This window comes from Lacrimispora sp. 38-1, assembly GCF_049890855.1.
Lineage (GTDB): Bacteria > Bacillota > Clostridia > Lachnospirales > Lachnospiraceae > Lacrimispora.
Map to the genome: position 1 here is coordinate 44,999 of NZ_JBANEW010000078.1, position 15,685 is coordinate 60,683.

At 45.9% G+C, this 15,685-nt stretch carries 10 protein-coding genes and 1 riboswitch; of the genes, 3 read left to right on the forward strand and 7 right to left on the reverse strand.

Annotated elements, in window-relative coordinates; all coding sequences use genetic code 11:
- Position 1 precedes the first annotated feature (1 nt).
- The 3 genes from arcC to V7D18_RS22215 are packed head-to-tail and all read left to right on the forward strand — an operon-like array spanning position 2 to position 2,814.
- Positions 2-946: a carbamate kinase gene (arcC, locus tag V7D18_RS22205; protein WP_426157605.1), complete on the forward strand. Its 945-nt coding sequence runs from the start codon at positions 2-4 to the stop codon at positions 944-946.
- A gap of 26 nt (positions 947-972) precedes the next feature.
- A complete protein-coding gene (locus V7D18_RS22210) occupies positions 973-2,298 on the forward strand; it encodes a uracil-xanthine permease family protein (RefSeq protein ID WP_426157607.1) in 1,326 nt (441 codons plus the stop codon).
- A 51-nt stretch (positions 2,299-2,349) separates the two neighbouring features.
- Positions 2,350-2,814 (forward strand): TspO/MBR family protein, encoded by a 465-nt coding sequence (locus V7D18_RS22215; protein ID WP_426157609.1) that lies wholly within the window; start codon positions 2,350-2,352, stop codon positions 2,812-2,814.
- 104 nt (positions 2,815-2,918) lie between these two features.
- On the opposite strand, the gene V7D18_RS22220 is transcribed toward V7D18_RS22215, so the two are convergent.
- The 7 genes from V7D18_RS22220 to addB all read right to left on the reverse strand — a co-directional run bounded on the left by V7D18_RS22220 (position 2,919) and on the right by addB (position 15,604).
- Positions 2,919-4,313, reverse strand: coding sequence for an NCS2 family permease (locus V7D18_RS22220; RefSeq protein WP_426157611.1), 1,395 nt, complete (start codon positions 4,311-4,313; stop codon positions 2,919-2,921).
- A gap of 22 nt (positions 4,314-4,335) precedes the next feature.
- The gene (locus V7D18_RS22225; RefSeq protein ID WP_426157612.1) at positions 4,336-5,616 is read right to left on the reverse strand and encodes an amidohydrolase family protein; all 1,281 of its coding nucleotides are present in this window, start codon (positions 5,614-5,616) and stop codon (positions 4,336-4,338) included.
- 135 nt (positions 5,617-5,751) lie between these two features.
- Positions 5,752-5,847: riboswitch (purine riboswitch) on the reverse strand.
- 161 nt (positions 5,848-6,008) lie between these two features.
- Positions 6,009-6,245 carry a DUF3343 domain-containing protein gene (locus tag V7D18_RS22230; protein WP_426157851.1) on the reverse strand — a complete coding sequence of 79 codons (237 nt, stop codon included), beginning with the start codon at positions 6,243-6,245 and terminating at the stop codon, positions 6,009-6,011.
- The gene (locus V7D18_RS22235; RefSeq protein ID WP_426157853.1) at positions 6,245-7,402 is read right to left on the reverse strand and encodes an aminotransferase class V-fold PLP-dependent enzyme; all 1,158 of its coding nucleotides are present in this window, start codon (positions 7,400-7,402) and stop codon (positions 6,245-6,247) included. The genes V7D18_RS22230 and V7D18_RS22235 overlap by 1 nt, the downstream gene beginning before the upstream one ends.
- Positions 7,399-8,454: a selenide, water dikinase SelD gene (gene selD, locus V7D18_RS22240; RefSeq protein ID WP_426157613.1), complete on the reverse strand. Its 1,056-nt coding sequence runs from the start codon at positions 8,452-8,454 to the stop codon at positions 7,399-7,401. Before selD ends, V7D18_RS22235 begins: the two co-directional genes overlap by 4 nt.
- 27 nt (positions 8,455-8,481) lie before the next feature.
- Positions 8,482-12,177 carry a helicase-exonuclease AddAB subunit AddA gene (gene addA / locus V7D18_RS22245; protein ID WP_426157615.1) on the reverse strand — a complete coding sequence of 1,232 codons (3,696 nt, stop codon included), beginning with the start codon at positions 12,175-12,177 and terminating at the stop codon, positions 8,482-8,484.
- Entirely contained in the window at positions 12,137-15,604 is a 3,468-nt protein-coding gene (addB, locus tag V7D18_RS22250) for a helicase-exonuclease AddAB subunit AddB (protein ID WP_426157617.1), read from the reverse strand. The genes addA and addB overlap by 41 nt, the downstream gene beginning before the upstream one ends.
- Positions 15,605-15,685 lie beyond the last annotated feature (81 nt).

Sequence of the window (15,685 nt, forward strand, 5' to 3'; positions counted from 1 at the left end):
TATGGAGAAAAAAAAGAGAATTGTAATTGCCCTGGGCGGAAACGCCCTTGGCAATACCCTGCCGGAGCAGATGGCTGCAGTGAAAATCACCTCAAAAGCCATCGTGGATCTGATTGAAGAAGGCTGTGAGGTTGTGGTTGCCCATGGAAACGGCCCTCAGGTGGGAATGATCAACAATGCCATGAGTGCGTTATGCAGAGAGGATCAGGAGCAGCCTAACACTCCCCTCTCCGTCTGCGTTGCCATGAGCCAGGCATATATCGGCTATGATCTTCAGAATGCCTTAAGAGAAGAACTGGTGAACCGGAATATCAGACATATTCCGGTGACCACCATGATCACACAGATCCGTGTGGACGAAAAGGACCCTGCATTTTTAAATCCATCCAAACCAATCGGGCATTTTATGTCAGCTGAACAGGCTGAGGAAGCGGCTTCAAAATACGGATACTTAATGAAAGAAGATGCCGGAAGAGGCTACCGCCGAATGGTTGCTTCTCCAAAGCCTCAGGAAATTATTGAAATTGAAGCCATCCGCTCTCTCGTGGACAGCGGACAGCTGGTGATCGCCTGCGGCGGGGGCGGAATCCCTGTCACCTTAAACGGAAACCACTTAAAGGGTGCCAGCGCAGTCATTGATAAAGACTTTGCCAGCGAACTCCTGGCGGAAGAACTGGATGCAGATCTTCTCATCATTCTGACAGCCGTGGAAAAGATCGCTTTAAATTATGGAAAGCCTGATGAAAAATGGCTGAGTAACATTACCGTAAAAGAGGCCAGACAGTACATCAAAGAGGGGCACTTTGCACCTGGCTCCATGCTTCCTAAGGTAGAGGCTGCAGTAAAATTTGCAGAATCCAGGAAAGGACGGACGGCCCTCATTACTCTGTTAGAAAAAGCAAAAGAGGGAATACTTGGAAGTACGGGAACTCATATTCAACAGTAAAACTTGTTAAAGGAGAACATTTTACTATGAGACAATCTGACAGGCAGTATGCATCTATTTTTGAACTCGACGGCATCCCCAGGTTTTCTCACGCACTCCCCCTTGCAATTCAGCATCTGGTTGCAATGATCGTCGGCTGCGTCACACCACCCATCATTGTATCCAATGTCGCAGGACTGGAAGCTTCCGACCGGGTCATCCTGATTCAGGCTGCCCTGGTGGTTTCGGCCCTGTCCACTCTCCTCCAGCTTTTTCCCGTTGGGAAAAAGAAAGGATTCCACCTTGGCTCCTCCCTCCCTGTTATTCTGGGGATCAGCTTTGCCTACGTCCCAAGTATGCAGTCCATTGCTGCAGATTATGGGCTTTCTGCCATTTTAGGAGCACAGATTGTGGGCGGCATCGTGGCATGTCTGGTAGGAATCTCTGTTATGCGGATCCGGAAATTCTTCCCCCCACTCATTACCGGAACCGTAGTATTTACCATTGGACTTTCTCTTTATCCCACTGCCATTAACTATATGGCAGGCGGAGTATCAAACCCTTCCTACGGATCGTGGCAGAACTGGACCGTTGCTTTTATTACTCTGACTGTGGTCACAGTACTGAATCATTTCGGAAAGGGAGTTTATAAGCTGGCTTCCATTCTCATCGGCATCATGGTGGGATATGTGACCGCACTGTTTTTTGGAATGGTGAGTTTTTCCAACATCGCTGCAGCTTCTTTATTTTCCATTCCAAAGCCGCTTCACTTCGGAATCACCTTTGAACCCTCCTCCTGTATTGCCATCGGACTTTTATTTGCCATCAACTCGGTTCAGGCAATCGGTGACTTTACAGCCACCACCAGCGGATCCATCGACAGAGAGCCGACCGACAAGGAATTGCAGGGCGGAATCATGGGATATGGTATAACAAACATCTTCGGTGCTCTTTTAGGAGGTTTGCCGACAGCCACCTACAGCCAGAACGTGGGCATCGTAACTACGACGAAAGTTGTTAACCGCTGCGTTATGGGATTGACTGCCGCCTTCTTACTGGCCGCCGGTCTGATCCCCAAGTTTTCTGCTTTGCTTACTACCATTCCCCAGTGTGTATTAGGAGGCGCTACGGTATCTGTATTTGCTTCCATTGCCATGACGGGAATGAAACTGGTAACATCTGAAGAGATGAACTACCGGAATTCTTCTATTGTAGGACTTGCAGCAGCTCTTGGCATGGGAATTTCCCAGGCTACAGCCGCGCTTTCCACATTTCCCGCCTGGGTAGTGACGATCTTTGGCCGTTCTCCAGTCGTTGTTGCAACCCTGGTAGCCATCTTTTTAAATATTATTTTGCCTAAAAACGGGAAATAATTTGTGAAAAGACAGAATAGATTGTATTAATTACAGGAACAGGAGATTCCTATGAATAATAACAGAAAAAAATTTATTTTTTTCCTGGTACTACCTCTGGCAGTTGGCTCGTTGGCTGGGTTTCTTACAAAGAACAGCATGATGATATATAAAGATTTAAACCGGCCGGCACTTTCCCCGCCTGGATGGATCTTTCCGATTGTATGGACCATCTTATATCTTTTAATGGGATTAGGATCTTATTTAGTTGCCCAGTCACCTTCTCCGAAACGAAAGGAAGCGCTCCGGCTTTATGCAATCCAGCTGTCTCTTAATTTTATCTGGAGCCTTGTGTTCTTTAACCTGCAGAACTATCTTCTGGCTTTCCTGATTCTGCTGCTTTTATGGTACTTTATCATTCGTATGATCTCTGCTTTCTGGTCTGTGAACCAGACAGCTGCTCTTATGCAGATCCCCTATCTTTTATGGGTTACATTTGCAGGGTACTTAAATCTGGCTATTGTTTTATTGAATTGATTTCTGATATAGGAAATAAAACCGCAATAAAAAGGCGGTGACAATCCTTCATTCAGGCAATAACTGCCTGGTGAATGCTTGTCACCGCTTTTTTTACAGATCTATCAGATCAGAACATATTTGAGTACAAACAAGACTGCTAAAATATACATCAGAAGACTGATTTTCTTTTTCTTTGCATTGCCTGTAACAAGGTTAATAAACACATAAGAGATTACGCCCATGGCGATACCTTCAGAAATGCTGTACATAAACGGCATGGCAATAATGGCGATATAGCATGGAAGCGCCTCTGTAAAATCGGAAAAATCAATCTTGGTAACTGATGTCAACATAAGGAATCCTACAACAACCAATGCCGGCGCCGTTGCAAAGGATGGAATGGCAAGAAAGATTGGAGATAAAAACAGGGATAATCCAAACAGTACGGCTGCTACCACTGCTGTTAAACCTGTTCTTCCGCCTTCTGAAACTCCGGCAGCACTTTCCACGAAGGTTGTCGTCGTAGATGTACCAAACAATGCACCTATAGAAGTACCTACAGCATCTGATAACAGTGCACCTCTAATCCGGGGAAGCTTTCCCTCCTTATCAAGCATATCTGCTTTAGAAGCCACTCCGATTAAGGTTCCCAGTGTATCAAACATGTCAACGAACAGAAATGCAAACATTACCACCAGAAAATCCACTGACAGAATTTTAGAAAAATCCAGCTTCATAAAGGTTGGTGCCATGCTTGGAACTCCAAATCCTCTGGAAAAATCAGGGAATACGCTGTACATGCCAAGTTCCGGGTTCGGCTGATATAAACCAACAGCCTGACAGATCATTCCAAGAGCCCAGGTAGCTAAAATACCCCATAAGATATTTCCTTTTACGTTCTTCACTACCAGCACTGCGGTGATGAGGATGCCGATGATAGCAAGTAATACCGTAATGCCTACAGAATGGAAGGTTCCGCCTTCAATGGATCCCTTGAAGGAATACATGCTTACAAGAGTGGCTCCGTCAACCACTACCTTTGCATTCTGAAGTCCGATAAATGCGATGAACAAACCGATACCAACGGATACCGCATGTTTTAAATTCATTGGAATTGCATTAAAAATTGCCTCCCGGACATTGGTCAGGGAAAGCAGAATAAAGATAATACCTTCAATGAATACAGCTGCTAAAGCCATCTCCCAGGTATAACCCATATTCAGTACAACGGTATAGGCGAAGTAAGCATTAAGTCCCATTCCTGGTGCCAATACAAATGGGTAATTTGCCAAGCCTGCCATTAAAAGAGTGGCAACTAAAGATGCCAGCGCTGTTGCCGTAAAGACTGCACCGCTGTCCATTCCTGCTGCGCCAAGAATGCTTGGGTTCACTGCCAGAATATAAGCCATCGTCATAAATGTAGTGATTCCGGCTACAACCTCAGTTTTCACATCTGTGTGATTTTCAGATAAATGAAATATCTTCTGTAAAAATCCTTCATTGGTTTTTCGTTCCATACTTCCTACCTCCTTAGGTGCTCTAAAAAATTCGTTTCCCTTCCACATACTTCCCCGTGATGTGTCTGTCATCAGACAGATAGATAAAACGTTCCAGCCGTTCCCTCGTACTTAGCGGCTGGGGATGACTTAAACTGCTGTCATCAAGAATCAGAGCATCAAACTCATAACCTTCCAGAAAGCTGCCTGTCTTTCCAAAGAAAGAACCTCCTCCCAGAGTTCCCAGATAGAATGCTTCCTCAATCGTAACAGGTTTTAATGAAGAATCCACAAGGCGCCACCGAAGCTTTGATACTGATATGGCATCTGCCATGGCACGGAATATGGATTCCCCGCTTCCCCCTGCTACATCGGTACCTAAGCCTGTCTTTAATTCCAGATCTAAAAAGGTACGGACTGGTGCAATTCCAGAAGCAAGATTGGTGTTGGACTGGGGACAGTGTGCAATATAAACTCCCCGCTTTTTCATCAGTTCAATCTCCTGTTCAGACGAATAGACGCAATGTGCCATTACAGTCTTTTCCTCCCCACCGAACATGCCGAACTGATCATAGGCTTCGCCGTAACACCCGGTACTGGGACATAAGCTTTTCACCCATTCGATCTCACTTAAATTCTCCGACAAATGGGACTGAACCGGAAGTTTGTATTTCCTCTTCAGCCTTCCCAGCCGTTCCATGAGATCATCGGTGCAGGACGGAATAAATCTGGGTGTCAGAATCGGAGTTACATTCTTATACTTTGTTCTTGTATGGGATAACCATAAAAGAGTTTCCGCCTCTGACTCCTGTGCACCCGGCTCACATAGATAATCCGGTGCATTCCGGTCCATATTGACCTTTCCCACCATCGTCTTTAAACCGGTCTCTTCCATGAGATCCATTAACAGTTCTGTCGCCGGTCCGTGGATGGTTGCAAATATACAGGCCCTGGTGGTCCCGCTTTTTTTCATCGCTTCTGCAAATATCTGGTAGGCCTTTTTTGCATATTCCAGATCGCCATATCTGGCTTCCTCCGGAAACGTATTGGTATTCAGCCAGTCTAACAGCTCTAAATCCATGGACAGTCCGCGGAATGAATATTGGGGTGCATGAATATGAAGATCGACTAGTCCCGGTATAATCAGCTTATCGTTGCAGTCAATTACCAAAAAATCCTTAAACTGCTCCGGTATGCTGTGAAATACTCCGGCTGACTTCCCATTCTGGCATATTAAAAAACCCTGTTCCACCGTTCTTAACGTATGGACATCCTCACTATAGCAAATGTTTCCTTTTAGTATAAAATTTCTATCACCGGTCATAGAACCTCCTGTTCCGCACAAACAAAAATACGGCAGCCAAATTGCAACGTTCCTAAAAACCAAGCAATAAAAAACTACCGTTCCCTTTTGTCGCTCCAAACGTGAACAAAAACAGCACAGCTAAAAAAGCCGCCTTCCCATCACGAGGAAACTTATAGACAACTATTACGGTAGTTGGTAGAAACACTCATCCCATTATGAGCATATATAAGTTTCTTTGAATACTGATACTTAACAAACTTTGTGACCTCTGACAGGTTGACTATAACATATTGTAAAACTATTTGTCAATGCCAATTTTGTTTTAAATCATTTGTCATTATATGCTGTCTTTTTAGTACCTATATCATATTTTTCCGACTATTTTCTTGTGTTAATGAAAATTGAAAATATCAAATCAAATACTCCCCTACTGATTCCCATCTAAGACCTTTCTCTTCCATCCATTGGCTTAAATCTCCCTCCCAGGAAACAGGCATGGACCAGGAAAGTCCGCAGCCAGCCTTAATTTCCCTGGGTACCGGAATGATCCTTCCCGGAATATTTTCTTTCATACACGCGGTCTCCATGGCAATCGCCTCCGTAACAGTATGAAATGTCACTACAGTTTTTAACTCTTTCTGCCTCATCATATCTCCTGTCCCCATCTGCTCAGCTCTCTGACCGCCTTTACCGCCTGATCAATTTCCTCTTCTGTATTGAAATGGGACATGGAAAAACGCACTGCTCCCTGCTTTACGGTTCCAAGTGCCTGGTGCATCAGGGGAGCACAATGAGCCCCTGCCCTGGCATAGATATCATAAGAAACCGCCAGTTCGTCTGCAACCTGGCCTGAATCTAAATCTCCAATATTTAAAGCTACGACCGGTGCCCGTTCATCAAGGCTCTTCTTGGAAAAATCACCGTAGATGGATACTCCGGGAATATCCTTCACCCCTTCATAAAACCGTCTCATCAGAAGCTGTTCCCGTTTACGGATGAACTCCATACCCGTCCGGTCAATATAAAGAAGCGCCGCATGAAGCCCCGCAATGCCATGGCAGTTTAATGTTCCGGCTTCCAGACGCTCCGGCATCTGCTCCGGCTGTGTCTTTAAGAAACTCTGGGTTCCGCTTCCGCCTACGATCAAAGGCTGAATGTCCACCCCTTCCCTTACGCAGATTCCTCCGGTTCCCTGTGGACCTAAAAGCCCCTTGTGTCCGGTGAAACAGACAACATCAATCCCCATTCCCTCCATATCAATCTCAAACACTCCGGCTGTCTGTGAAGCATCCAAAATGAACAGAATTCCGTATTTTTTACAGATTCTGCCTATCGTCCCCAGGTCATTCCTGTTTCCAGTTAAATTAGAAGCATGGGTACAAATCACCGCTCTCGTATTGCTCTTAACTGCGGTCTCAAGATCTTCCAAACGTATGCAGCCATTTTTATCTGCAGGCAAAATGGTAAGTTCTGTCCCCTTTTCTTCCATTCGGTAAAGAGGACGGAGTACGGAATTGTGCTCCATCATGGTTGTAATTACATGATCCCCCGGGCGGATAATCCCTTTAATTGCCAGATTTAAGCTCTCAGTTGAATTGGCTGTAAATGCCACCTGGCCTGGACTTTTCCCATGAAACAGCCGGGAAATCAGACTCCGGGTATCATAAATCATCCTGGCTGCATCAAGGGATGCGCCGTAAATCCCTCTGCCGGGATTTCCCATGGTAAGCATGGCGTCAGCCACCGCCAGCCTCACTTCCTCAGGCTTTTGCAGGGAAGTGGCTGCATTATCCAGATAAATCATAAACGATTCCTCAGCTTTACCGGCTTTTCCTGCTTCTTCGTAACTCTGCCGATCATCCGGCATGCAGTTTCCATACCCACTCGTGCAAAATCTTCCATAATCCTCTCTCCGTCTTCCCTGGATACACTGATGAGCAGCCCCCCTGAGGTCTGGGGATCACAGAATATATCAATCATACATTCCTCTGTATCCGCGTAATCCACACGTTCGCTGGTATAGGAACGGTTCTTATATGCCCCTTCCGGCACCAGTCCCATTCTCGCAAGCTCAAAGGCTTCCTTCTGAACCGGAAGATCACTCACGGAAAATTCCAGAGTGACCCCGCTGCCTTCCGCCATCTCGACGGAATGGCCAGCCAGACCAAAACCGGTCACGTCGGTGCAGCTGTGTACCTCATATCGTTCAATGACCTGCTTGGCTTTACGGTTTAATGAAGTCATGACCTTTATCACTTCTTCTTTTGCTTCCTGTGATGCTAAATCAGCCTTTACGGCAGTATTAACGATTCCAGTTCCCAGGGGTTTTGTGAGAATTAAAACATCCCCAGGCCTGGCTTCACAGTTTTTAAAAACCTTATCCGGATGGACAAATCCAGTCACGCTTAGTCCGTACTTGGGTTCCTCATCCTGAATGGAATGACCTCCAGCCAGTACGGCGCCTGCTTCCAGAACCTTTGACGCGCCGCCTTCTAATATCCTGCCCAGAATCCCCGGATTTAAGCAGTTTGGCCACGCTACAATATTTAAAGCAACCTTCGGTTCTCCCCCCATGGCATAAATATCACTGAGCGCGTTGGCAGCAGCTATCTGGCCGAATGTAAAAGGATCATCGACCACAGGTGTAAAAAAATCCAGAGTCTGAATCAGTGCAAGATCATCATTTACCTTGTAGATCGCACCATCATCAGATGTTTCAATCCCCACCAGAAGACTGGGATCCTGAAACTTCGGCAAATGCTCCAGAATTCCAGCCAGTGTACCGGGACCGATCTTCGCGGCACACCCGGCGGTTTTCGTCATTTGGGTCAATCTTACTTCACTGTCAGGTATCATATTGTTCCATCTCCATTCTATACAATATTATGTTCCGTTTATTACAACTTCTTTTTTCAGTGCGAAGGAATAGATAATCATCTCCTTCACCTTTTTCCCTGTAATCTGTTCCAGAGCCCGTCTGTAATACTCCATCTGGATTCCATAACGGTCAAAAAGAATGGATTCTTCCCCTTCCCTTAAAAAATCCGTCTTATAATCCACTAAAACCAGCTGCCCTTCTTCTTCCATATAGGCATCAATAATCCCCTGTATGAGAATGCGTTCATCGGAATCAGCCACATCCATCTCCCTGGCCGGTATGCCGATCACAAACTGCTGTTCCCGTTTTAACAGCCCTTTCTCCTGGGCTGCTGCCAGACGCTTTCCTAAAGATGAATTTATAAATGCGAAAAGCTGGGATTTTGACAGCAGGGCAAAACTTTCCTCATTCAGCCGTCCATCCCCTTTTAATTCTTCCAGTGCAGCCGTCAAATCCTCTGCTGTCTTCACCCTGGAAAAATCCAGGAGCTCCAAAGCGCGGTGATAAGCGGTGCCCCGGCGGACACCCCCTGACTTTTCTTCTTCTATTTCTTCTCTTAAAAAAACAGGAATTGTGGGAAGAAAATCACTCTCCTCTTCATCCAGAAACTGCCCCTGCTTTTTCAGTTCGGAAACCGTCAGCTTGGTGTGGAGTCTAATGTCCTCTTCATAAGGATAAAGAAAGGAAAGTGCCTCCTTTAAGCCTCTTTCAAACTCCTGGTCATAGCTCTTTTTTGTATCCAGTCTCAGGAAACTTTCTTTCGTCAGTTTCTTACTCACCTGACGGTTCATTTCTCCCATAACCAGACCGGAAACCGTCAGTTCCTTCATAATCAGATTCCCCGTATCCTGCCCTTCCTCAGACAGAATACCGGAAGGGGAATATTTACCGGACAGACTCATAAGCAGCCAGTCTAAATAAGAATCTGCTCCGGAAAGAAAGGAAAACGGGATCTGACCGTGAGCTCTCATGACAGATGCGTAGCGCTCAAATTTTTTATCCAGATAGCGGTCCAGCCCGGTCATAATCAGCTTTTCTTTTGCTCTTGTCATGGCAACATAGAGTACCCGAAGTTCCTCTCCAAGGGCGCTTAATTCTGTCTTTCTCTTTAATACGTGTTTTTTTAAGGTCGGTGCCTTGATCCGCTTTTCTAAATCTATGTAATCTGTTCCGATTCCCAGATCAGGGTCAATAAGAAGCTTTCCATAGGCATCCTGTTTATTGAATTTTTTCCCCATTCCAGCCAGAAATACAACCGGAAACTCCAGTCCTTTGCTCTTATGGATGCTCATGACACGGACTGTATTCTCTTCCCCCAGAAGAGACGCTTCTCCAAAATCCGTATCATATTTTTTCAGATTTTCGATATACCGGATAAAATGAAACAGCCCTCTGTAGCTGGTCTGCTCATAGGCTGCCGCCTTTTCCACAAGCATGGAAAGATTGGCTCTGCGGACTTCTCCTCCAGGCATGGCGGAAACATAGTCGTAATAACCGGTTCCCTCATAGATATCATAGAGAAGCTCATGAATGGAAAGATAAGCTGCTTTTTCCCTGTACTTGGAAAGCTGTTCAGAAAAGGCTGCAAGCTTTTTAAAAAGTTCAGGGGCGGTTTCATCTTCCTTTTCTTCATACTCCTTTAAATAGTGCTGCCACGCACCATAAATCCCGCGGTCCTGGCCCTTTTTATCAGCATTTTTCCATACAGCCATTAGGTGAGCCATCTCCTGGTCATCAATCCCAGCAACAGGGGATTTAAAAACTGCAGCCAGCGGGATGTCCTGCATGGGATTATCAATAATGTTCAGCATGGAAAGAACCGTCTCCACTTCTGCTGCAGAAAAATATCCGGTTTTTCGTTCTGCGTGGGCAGGAATCCCCTCATTCATCAAAATATTGACAAATTCCTCCGCCCATCCGCTTAAGCTTCTTAATAAGATAACGATATCAGAGTATTGGCAGATCCGGTATCCCCCTGTCCCGCCCAGATTTTTATCCCAGATGAGAAGTCCCTCGTCAGGATCCGTAAGTTCCCTGATTTTAGAGACAATTACCTTCGCCTCCGCTTCCCTGCTGGTATAATCTGCGGTGTCTTCATCTAGCTGCTTCAGCTGTTCCGATGAGCCATGAATAAGAAGGAGCTCTGTCTTTTCTCCCACACGGCCTTCCGATTCGCAAAAGACAGCTCCCGGGTGAAGTGCCGTCTCCTTTGTATAACGGATATTCCCCAGATTTTTTGTCATAATCTGATAAAAAACCTCATTGATACTGGTTAAAACCGATTCTCTGCTTCGGAAATTCTGGTGAAGCTCTATCTTCTGATAGCTTCCTTCTTCGTTTGAATACCTCTGATACTTATCTAAGAACAGCTGGGGTCTTGCCAGACGGAACTGGTAAATACTCTGTTTTACATCTCCAACCATGAAAACATTGGGGCTGCCAAACCGCTCTCTTGAAATGCTGTTGATTAACGCTTCCTGTACCTCGTTGCTATCCTGATATTCATCCACCAGGATCTCCTCAAACTGGCGGCTGAATTCGTCAGCTGCTTCCGACGGAACCCTTAATCCGTCTTCTTCCTTTAATAGAATCTGAAGAGCATAATGCTCCAGGTCGTTAAAATCCACCAGATTGCGTTCCTTTTTTTTCTCCTGGTATCTGCGGGAATATTCCTCTGCAAGATGAAGAAGCATGAAAACAGCTTCTTTCGTCCCTTCCATATCCGCTCCCACCTCTTCGGGAGATTCAAAACAGTATAAATCGCAGAGCTTTCCAACGCCCTTTTTCACTCTGTCCCTGACCGCGGTTACAGCGGCTTTTTTCTCCGGATCTATGTCTTTGCTTCGTATGGAAGCAAGCCTGGCAAAAGATACCTCTTTTAATCTGCCGTTTAAAATCTCATAATCCTCTGCTTCCCCAAGGGATTTTAACATGGCTGCATCACTGGCCAGCATGGGAAGATATGCCTCCGGCCCGTTTTCCTCCTGGCAGATCTCCATGGCTGCCTCTATCTGGACCAGCAGTTCCTCAAGCAAAAGAGCGGCATCCTCCATCAAAAATCTCATCCATGCAGTGTCCTTCATATGGTTTAAATCACAGGATTCAAGCTCTTTCCTGCAGTTGTTTAACCATTCCTCCGGCCATGGATTGCTTTGGGAGAAACGGTATACCTGCATGATAAACTCTTCAATTCCACGGTCTGTCTTTCCGGTGGCATACGTCTCCACAAAACATTCGAAGGAAGGATCCTTTGATTCGTAGAACTCCTCCAGCATCTCCTTCATCACATCTCCCCGAAGGAGAATCAATTCTCCTTCATCTCCCACACGGAAAGCAGGATCAATATCTAACCGGCTGTAATGCTCTCTGATAATCCCCAGACAGAAGCTGTCTATGGTCGTAATCTGGGCGTAGGGAATCATGGCTGCCTGCATCTGAAGATGATCGTTATCCGGCTGTTCCATCAGCTTCTCATCCACCGCCTTTAAAACGCGCTCCCGCATCTCATCGGCCGCAGCCTTTGTAAACGTCATGACCAGAAGCTGATCTATTTTAAGGGGATGCTCTCCCTCCGTAATCATTCGTATAATGCGTTCCACCAGAACAGCCGTTTTACCGCTTCCTGCTGCTGCCGATACCAGGAGATTTCTGTTCCTGCTTTCAATGACTGCTTTCTGTTCCTCTGTCCAGGTGATTGCCATGTTCCTCTCCTTCCTCCGTTTCTCCTTCAATAACCGGCCATATTTCCTCAGATTTCAGAGCCTTGAATTTTCTGAAACCATACCCCTGCGTCTTTAAATCAAACCCGCACACAGAATGGTAGGGGCAGTAATCGCAGGCCGTTTTATTCCCTTGTTTATAAGGGTTTACATCAATGACTCCATCTAAGATTTCCCGGCCTTCTGTCTTCAGTCTTTCCTGGACGTACTGCCGTAATGCAGAAAAACGATTTCCTCCTGCTACTGATGACCGTGCCTCCTGAATGATTCCATTCTTCATGGCAACGGGTATCACATCGGATTCTGTCTCAATCTCATGATCCAGATGGGCGATTGCATTATAATCAGTGTTAACAAGTCCATTCATGCGAAGCTGTTTTAAAATCCGGCCTGATATCTCCTCCTCAGTCATCTCACCGTCTTTGTCCACAACCGGATCGTTGATGTTGTAATAGAAAATACCTGCCGGAACAACCTGCTTATCCGGTCTTTTTCTCTCTTCCATCTCCAGCGCCGCATCCATGTAGACCACCAGCTGCAGCTGCAGTCCATAGTAGAGGGAAGTTAAATCAAATGCCGTGCTTCCGGATTTGTAGTCAATGATCTTAACATAGACAGCCTCCTCATCTTCACATATATCCATACGGTCAATCCGCCCCCTTAAATGAACGGCCTCATCCTTTGATAAGGGCAGTCTCATTGCCTTTAAATGATCGTCTGCAGAAAAGGATACTTCGAATCCCACAGGAGTGAAGTCCCCTTTTTTCAGCTGCTCGGACAGTGCCCAGACCGTTCTGTCCGTAATCCGCTCCACCTTGCCTGCAAGATAAGCGTTTCTTGCAGAGCTCTTTAAGACTGTATTGCCATATTCCTCCGTCACTCTGGTTACACATTCGTGCACCATAGTCTTACGTTCCTCTTCTGTCAGCGTCTTAAAATCCCTGCCCTCTTCCTTCATCCGCGCAAACCATAAATCAATGGAGTCATGGAACAGATTTCCGATATCCATGGCGGCCAGCTCATATTCCTGGCGTTCCATCAGTTCCAGACCGTAATTTAAAAAATGGGCATATGCACAGGAAGCATACTGCTCCATCCTGGTCACGCTGCCATTAATAACGGAACCGTAAAGAGCTCTCGCAGCTGCTTTTCCGATGCCCTTTTGCCGGTATACATAAAAAGCCGCTTCAATCAGCTTCCTTCCTTCCTCCTTATGGTCCGCAGAAGCAAGAAAGGCTTTTAGCAGTTCCAGAATCCGGCTGTCTTCTCCGTTCTTTCCATACTCCCTCATCCCATCTGCCAGCTGGTTCTTTGCCTCACGGAAGGTCAGGGGAACTCCTGCTTTTAAGGGAGCCGATTCCTTTAATCCCGGAAACAGTTTCTTCAGCTCCCCGATTAAGGTGGAGGGGCGCAGGCTCTTTCCGCTCCCATCCATGGCTGAATAAGATAACACCAGCTCTCTCTCCGGCTTTGTCAGCGCTAGGTACAGATAAAACCTCTGGCGAAAACCTTCTTCCATGGAAGTAGGGGCCAGTTCTATGGCATGACCGGATAAAAACTCTCTTTCCCTGTCTGTAAATAAACTGCTTTTCTCCTTTTTTACAGGAACCAGTCCGTCATTGACTCCTACAAAATAAAGAACCTTGATATGGTCCAGACGGGTTCTCGTGATATCTCCCACTACAACCCGGTCCACAGCGGCCGGAATCACGCCCACTTGAATCTCAGCAAAGCCGGCATCCAGAATCTCCCCGTATTCTCTCCTGCTCACATGCTCCCCGCCCAGCAGTCCGGCAAGCCGGTCAAATAAATCCATTACCAGCCCGTAAACCTGCCCGTACTCCTTTGCAAGAGCGAATTCCCCCATATCCTGAAACTTTTTCTCAAAATCAAGCATCTTTTCCTCAATGCCTGTCTCCATTAAAAGTGCGGTCACTGCGGCAGTCATGGTTTTTACCGTGGAATCTTCTCTTTTAAATTCCTCACGCAGATGCTTAAGGGGCCCCATTAACTCATCCTTAAACTGGTTTAATTCCACAAGATTTAACTCTCTGGCTCCTTTATACCAGCCCTCAAATGCAGCATCCCATCTTTTAAAGCCCCGGATTCCCATAGCTATTACGTAATTTTCCAGTCTGTCTGCCTGATTCATACCATCCTGAGAAACAATCAGTCCTGTTCTTAAATAACGAAATACCGATTCATAGGAAAAATCCTTCTGAACAATCTCTATGGCAGCCCGGATCAGCTCGACCATGGGATTCTTTAAAATGCTTTTTTTATCATCCAGAAAATAGGGCACATGACTTAACTGAAACTGATGGATCATCTCGTTTGCATAGTTCGATAAATTCCCGGTTATTACCGCCATATCCCTGTATCGAAGTCCGTTCTTTCTGATATTCTCTTCCATGGAACGTATCACAAATGCGATCTCTTCCGACGGACTGCGCGTCTGATGCAGATGAATGGATTCCGGCTGTCCTTGAAAGGATCTTCCTGTGTAGCGGTACAGATTCTGTTCCAGAAAATCCAGAGAACAGGGAGTACCCTTTCCTTCCTTAAGAAAGCGAACTGCCGGATGATCGGAAAGAAGAATGTCCTTTTCCCGGCTGATACCCGTTTCCTTCGCCAGATCATTCAGTTTTTTAATCATCTGGCGGCTCATGTAAAACAGCTCCTGGACCCCTGTTTTTCTGCTCATATTCTCTGCAGGATCCATGGTCACTGTAATCACGACCTTCCTGCTGTAACGGAAAAACAGCTCTAAAATCCGGTACTGGACAGGGGTAAAACCTGTATATCCGTCTAATGTAATGACACTGTTTTTAATCAGCTCAGATCGTGGAAGAACGTTACAGAGTACATCCAAAATCTCCTCGGATGTAATAAACTTACCTTCAATATACTCCTTAAACCCCTGATAAACGACAGTAATATCCGACAGTTTCTGAGCCAGCACAGGACTTACATTTTCAGGGATCTTTTCCCCAAGGATATCGGGGGTTATTCCATACTGGTAAAGCTCTGAAAGCATGGACTTCAGCTGGGAAATGAACCCTGCCTTTGATAAATGCTCTTTATAAAAAACCAGACTTTTTTTCTTATCTGCTGCTACCTTTCTAAGTACCATGGATTTTCCCATATCGTCAAGGACCTGGGGATTCGTAACTGCCAGTTCCTCAAAGATCCGGTAGGCGAGACGTTTAAAGCTGACAATATCAATATTCATCACTCCGAAGCTTGGGTGCAGGGAAACGATCTCCTTCTGGGTCTGCATGGTGAACTGCTCCGGTACAATGGCAAAATACTGGGTATCCGGTTCTTCCACCGACTGCCGGATCAATTCCGTATAAAGGCGGCGGGTCTTGCCGGAACCGGATCCGCCCACAATAAATTGAAGGGACATACTTTTTATTCCTTTCCCAAAACACATGTTTGTCTATTATATTAGCACAGATTTCCTGTTACAACAATGAAATCTTAGGAA

What these genes read in the sequence shown, in the direction of transcription:
- arcC (WP_426157605.1), top strand. Translation starts at nt 2, where the DNA reads ATGGAGAAAAAAAAGAGAATTGTAATTGCCCTGGGCGGAAACGCCCTT.
- V7D18_RS22210 (WP_426157607.1), top strand. Translation starts at nt 973, where the DNA reads ATGAGACAATCTGACAGGCAGTATGCATCTATTTTTGAACTCGACGGC.
- V7D18_RS22215 (WP_426157609.1), top strand. Translation starts at nt 2,350, where the DNA reads ATGAATAATAACAGAAAAAAATTTATTTTTTTCCTGGTACTACCTCTG.
- V7D18_RS22220 (WP_426157611.1), bottom strand. Translation starts at nt 4,313, where the DNA reads ATGGAACGAAAAACCAATGAAGGATTTTTACAGAAGATATTTCATTTA.
- V7D18_RS22225 (WP_426157612.1), bottom strand. Translation starts at nt 5,616, where the DNA reads ATGACCGGTGATAGAAATTTTATACTAAAAGGAAACATTTGCTATAGT.
- V7D18_RS22230 (WP_426157851.1), bottom strand. Translation starts at nt 6,245, where the DNA reads ATGAGGCAGAAAGAGTTAAAAACTGTAGTGACATTTCATACTGTTACG.
- V7D18_RS22235 (WP_426157853.1), bottom strand. Translation starts at nt 7,402, where the DNA reads ATGATTTATCTGGATAATGCAGCCACTTCCCTGCAAAAGCCTGAGGAA.
- selD (WP_426157613.1), bottom strand. Translation starts at nt 8,454, where the DNA reads ATGATACCTGACAGTGAAGTAAGATTGACCCAAATGACGAAAACCGCC.
- addA (WP_426157615.1), bottom strand. Translation starts at nt 12,177, where the DNA reads ATGGCAATCACCTGGACAGAGGAACAGAAAGCAGTCATTGAAAGCAGG.
- addB (WP_426157617.1), bottom strand. Translation starts at nt 15,604, where the DNA reads ATGTCCCTTCAATTTATTGTGGGCGGATCCGGTTCCGGCAAGACCCGC.